Here is a 4333-nt window from a genome sequence, read left to right as displayed (position 1 = left end):
TACCGGGCGAAGGCCATCGGCCGGCGGTGCCCTAACGCGAGACGATCCGCAAATCGGCGCAACAGCGCGGCCGTCACAAGAAACAGTCCGGCGGACATGGCCAGTTCGGTGACGTGGTGATCGAGATCAAGCCGCTGCCGCGCGGCTCCGGCTTCCAGTTCACCGACACCATCACCGGCGGCGTCGTGCCCAAGACCTACATCCAGTCGGTCGAGACCGGGGTCCGCGACTATCTGAAATCCGGGCCGCTGGGCTTTCCGGTCGTGGATGTCGCAGTCAACCTGTCGGACGGCTCCTACCATGCGGTCGATTCCTCCGACATGGCCTTCCAGATGGCGGCCAGGCTGGCAATGAAGGAAGGCATGGCCGCGTGCTTGCCGGTGCTCCTGGAGCCTGTGATGAAGGTCGAGATCGTCACACCCTCCGACGCCACCTCGAAGATCATCGCTCTCATCCCGCAACGGCGCGGCCAGATACTCGGCTACGACGCGCGGCCTGGCTGGCCAGGATGGGATGTCGTCGAGGCAACCATGCCGCAAGCCGAGATCGGCGACCTGATCATCGAGTTGCGCTCGGCGACCGCGGGCGTTGCCAGCTACCGTGCCGTCTTCGACCACATGGCCGAACTCACCGGCCGTCTGGCCGACGAGGCGATGAACACCAACGGCAAGGCTGCCTGATGGCGTAGCGTTCCTCTCGAACCTGATTCGAGGGGACAAAAGAAAACGACGTCCGGCGGGGACCGGACGTCGTTTTGTTCGCGGACCGTTTCCTTGGGAGGTAAAACGGCAGGTCCGCCGCATTTGGTGCCGCCGAGTTCGGCGGAAAAACGGTTCGGACGCGGTAGCCGCCTGAGCCCGGGCCGTACGAGTGATGCCCCCATCTCCCGTCCGAACCACACCGCGTCCTATGATCCACATAGCAGGTCGCGGGCGCCCGGGCTATGTTACCAGAGGTTACATGTCACCGTTACGTGGCAATTGTGATGGAATTTTTTGCCGGCCCAGCAGAGCACAGGCAACAAAAAAGCCGGATCAATGAAGATCCGGCTGAGTTTGATTGGAGTGCCTGTTAAGGCTAACCTCCAGAGGGGAACACTCGAGGGCGCTAATGGGAGGAGAACGCGCCCAGGAGATGATCTATATATGTGCTCATCATGCCCAAGAAACAAGCATCTATTTTGCAACACACGCATGCAAAAAGACGCAGGCTGTGGTCTAACCCATTCCAGAAGCCAATAGGACCAGCAGAATCGTCGAAATGGGCCGCCGAATCGGGCAATTGCAACTACAGAATTGCCGATCTCGGCTGGCTTTCGGCTCAAAATGCCAAAACCGGGCAATGATGTGGAAGCAGGCAGCAGGCGTGCATTTCTAAGGCAATCGGGAGGAAGCAGCCAATGCGGACGTTTTCGGCGATCGCCGGCAGTGCGGCCTTCTTCATCGCGGCGCCCTGCGTGGTTGCCGGGCTGGTGCCCTGGCTGTTGACCGATCGCTGGGGCTTGCCGTGGTCTGGTCTGCCGGGCTTTGTTCCTGCCGGCGGGCTTCTGATCGCCGTCGCGATCGCAGCACTGCTGCATGCCTTCGGTCGATTCGCGCTTGAGGGCCTCGGCACGCCCGCCCCGGTCGCGCCAACCGAGAGGCTGGTGATCGGCGGCATCTACCGTCATGTCCGCAACCCGATGTATGTCGCCGTGCTGTCGATCATCCTCGGCCAGGCATTGCTGTTCTCGAGCTGGACGCTGGCCGCTTATGCGGTCATCGGCGCGATCGCCATGGGCTCTTTCGTGCGGTTCTACGAGGAGCCGACTTTGGCTCACCGGTACGGCGCCGAATACGACGCCTACCGCCGCAACGTGCCCGGCTGGCTGCCTCGACTGTCGCCCTGGCGGGGGTAGGTGAAACCGGCAGCGCCGTCTCAGGGCATGTTGAGGCTCAGGTCGGGCCAGGCAATCGACATGTCCTTAGAATGACCAGCTTCTCGCCTTGGCGATGATAAAGTCCCGGAACACGTGCAGCTTGGCCTGGTTCTTCATCGCGTCCGGATAAGCAAAATAGGTGTCGAAAGACGGCACCTCGGTCTCCGGCAGCAGCTGCACGAGGTCGGAGTCCTTGCTGATCACATAGTCGGGCAGCATGGCGATACCGGCACCGCCCTGCACCGCCCGCTTGATCGACAATATGTCGTTGATCTGCAGCGTCGGCACCCTTTGCCCGCCTTCGAAATCACCGACCGTTTCCAGCCAGTTCAGCTCCGACAGATGCGACGGCACCGGCACGCCGAAGGTGACGATGCGATGGGCCTTCAGCTCGGCGACGGAAGACGGCCTGCCATGCTTGGCGACATAGGATGGGGCCGCGTAGAGGTGGAAATGCACGGTGAACAGGCGGCGCTGGATCAGGTCCGGCTGCTGCGGCTGGCGCAGCCGAATGGCGCAATCGGCCTGGCGCATGGTGAGATCGAGCTCCTCGTTGGCGAGGATTAACTGCAGGCTGATTTCAGGATAGAGTTCGATGAATTCCTGCACCCGCTCGGTCAGCCAGCCGGCGCCCAGCCCCACCGTCGTCGTCACCCGCAGCACGCCCGACGGGCGATCCTTGGTCTCGGTCAGCCGGGACTTGATGGTCTCCAGCTTCATCAGCACGTCATGCGCCGTGCGAAACAGCATCTCACCCTGCTCGGTCAACACCAGCCCGCGGGCGTGGCGGTTGAACAGCGGCACGCCGACATCATGCTCGAGCGCGCTGACCTGCCGCGAGATCGCCGATTGTGACAGATGCAATGTCTCGGCCGCATGGGTAAACGACCCCGCCTCCGCCGCAGCGTGAAACACGCGTAGCTTGTCCCAGTCCAACGCCATGATTCCCCTCGTTCTGTTTTGGCGTCTGAATGAAAAATCAGGCTTTTACACGGCGTTTCTAAGCCGCTCTCTGAACTCTCTACTCGGCCGCTTCGCGATGCACTTCGATGCCGGCCAGATACTTCTCCGCCTCGAGTGCGGCCATGCAGCCAAGCCCCGCTGCCGTCACCGCCTGGCGGTAGATATCGTCGGTCACATCGCCGGCCGCGAACACGCCCGGCACATCGGTGCGGGTCGAATCCGGCGCCGTCCACAGATAGCCGTTCGGCTTCTGCTTGAGCTTGCCGGCGAACAGTTCAACCGCCGGCGCATGGCCGATGGCCACGAACACACCGTCGATCTTGAGGTGCGACACCTCGCCGGTCCCCGCATGCTTGAGCTTCAGCCCTTCGACCGAGGGCGGCAGCGGCGTCTTGCCGGGCCGACCGGTGATCTCGTCGACGATCGTGTCCCAGATGACGCGGACATTGTCCTTTTTCAGAAGCCGCTCGCGCAGGATACGTTCGGCGCGAAAATCGCTGCGCCTGTGGATCACCGTCACGCTCTTGGCGAGATTGGACAGATAGAGCGCCTCTTCCACCGCCGAATTGCCGCCGCCGATCACCGCGACATCCTTGCCCCGGTAGAAGAAGCCGTCGCAGGTGGCGCAGGCCGAGACTCCAAAACCCATAAAGTCCTGCTCGGTCGGGATGCCCAGCCATTTCGCTTGCGCGCCGGTCGCGATGATCAGCGCGTCGGCGGTGTAGGTGGTGCCGGAATCGCCCTTGGCACGGAACGGTCGCACGTTGAGGTCGACCTCGGTGATGATGTCGTTGATGATGTCGGTGCCGACATGCTCGGCCTGTTTCAGCATCTGCTCCATCAGCCACGGACCCTGGATCGGGTCGGCGAAGCCGGGATAGTTCTCGACATCGGTGGTGATCATCAACTGCCCGCCCTGCTGCAGGCCGGCGACCAGCATCGGCTTCAGCATGGCGCGGGCGGCGTAGACCGCCGCCGTATAGCCGGCCGGGCCGGAACCGATGATGAGAACGGGCGCGTGCTTGGTGGTCATCTAAAGCCTCTGCGGAGGGCTGCCGGCAATTGCGGCATGGAAAACTCGATCATTGTCGCGCGTAATGTAAGTGTTGCCCACGACGCCAGCAAGGCAAGTTGGAGTTCGTCCCCGGAAAGCTTTGTCACACCCTGTCGCCTGCGGATCCCGCGAAATATTCCGGGCGAAGGATGGAATGGACAGCGAAGTCGTTTAATTACAAAATCACGCAAGATTCTTGCGTGTTGCCCCTCATGATCGAGAGCCCTCATGCCGCTCAAGGCCGACCTCGACGCCATCGACTGGAAGATCCTGCGCGAATTGCAGGGCGACGGCCGCATGACCAATGTCGAACTGTCGAACCGCGTCGGCATTTCGGCACCGCCATGCCTGCGCCGCGTCAAGCGCCTGGAGGAAGCCGGCATCATCCGTGGCTACCG

4 protein-coding genes and 1 pseudogene are annotated in these 4333 nt (G+C 62.3%); 3 read left to right on the top strand and 2 right to left on the bottom strand.

Annotation, left to right across the window (positions count from 1 at the left end; all coding sequences use genetic code 11):
* Both ENZ75_RS22875 and ENZ75_RS22870 read left to right on the top strand, forming a co-directional pair.
* Window positions 1-680, top strand: a pseudogene (locus ENZ75_RS22875) (elongation factor G); the annotation flags it as partial.
* Window positions 681-1399: 719 nt separating this feature from the next.
* A complete protein-coding gene (locus tag ENZ75_RS22870) occupies window positions 1400-1897 on the top strand; it encodes an isoprenylcysteine carboxylmethyltransferase family protein (RefSeq protein WP_013530080.1) in 498 nt (165 codons plus the stop codon).
* 66 nt (window positions 1898-1963) lie between these two features.
* On the opposite strand, the gene ENZ75_RS22865 is transcribed toward ENZ75_RS22870, so the two are convergent.
* Both ENZ75_RS22865 and trxB read right to left on the bottom strand, forming a co-directional pair.
* The gene (locus ENZ75_RS22865) at window positions 1964-2860 is read right to left on the bottom strand and encodes a LysR family transcriptional regulator (RefSeq protein ID WP_013530079.1); all 897 of its coding nucleotides are present in this window, start codon (window positions 2858-2860) and stop codon (window positions 1964-1966) included.
* A 79-nt stretch (window positions 2861-2939) separates the two neighbouring features.
* A complete protein-coding gene (gene trxB / locus ENZ75_RS22860) occupies window positions 2940-3914 on the bottom strand; it encodes a thioredoxin-disulfide reductase (RefSeq protein WP_063168808.1) in 975 nt (324 codons plus the stop codon).
* A gap of 249 nt (window positions 3915-4163) precedes the next feature.
* Here trxB and ENZ75_RS22855 point away from each other — a divergent pair.
* Window positions 4164-4333: winged helix-turn-helix transcriptional regulator (locus ENZ75_RS22855; protein ID WP_128278332.1), on the top strand; the 170-nt coding region annotated here is incomplete at its 3' end.

The sequence above is a fragment of the Mesorhizobium sp. M7A.F.Ca.CA.002.04.1.1 genome, assembly GCF_004022805.1.
GTDB lineage: Bacteria > Pseudomonadota > Alphaproteobacteria > Rhizobiales > Rhizobiaceae > Mesorhizobium > Mesorhizobium ciceri.
This window is presented reverse-complemented; position numbering and strand designations above follow the sequence as displayed.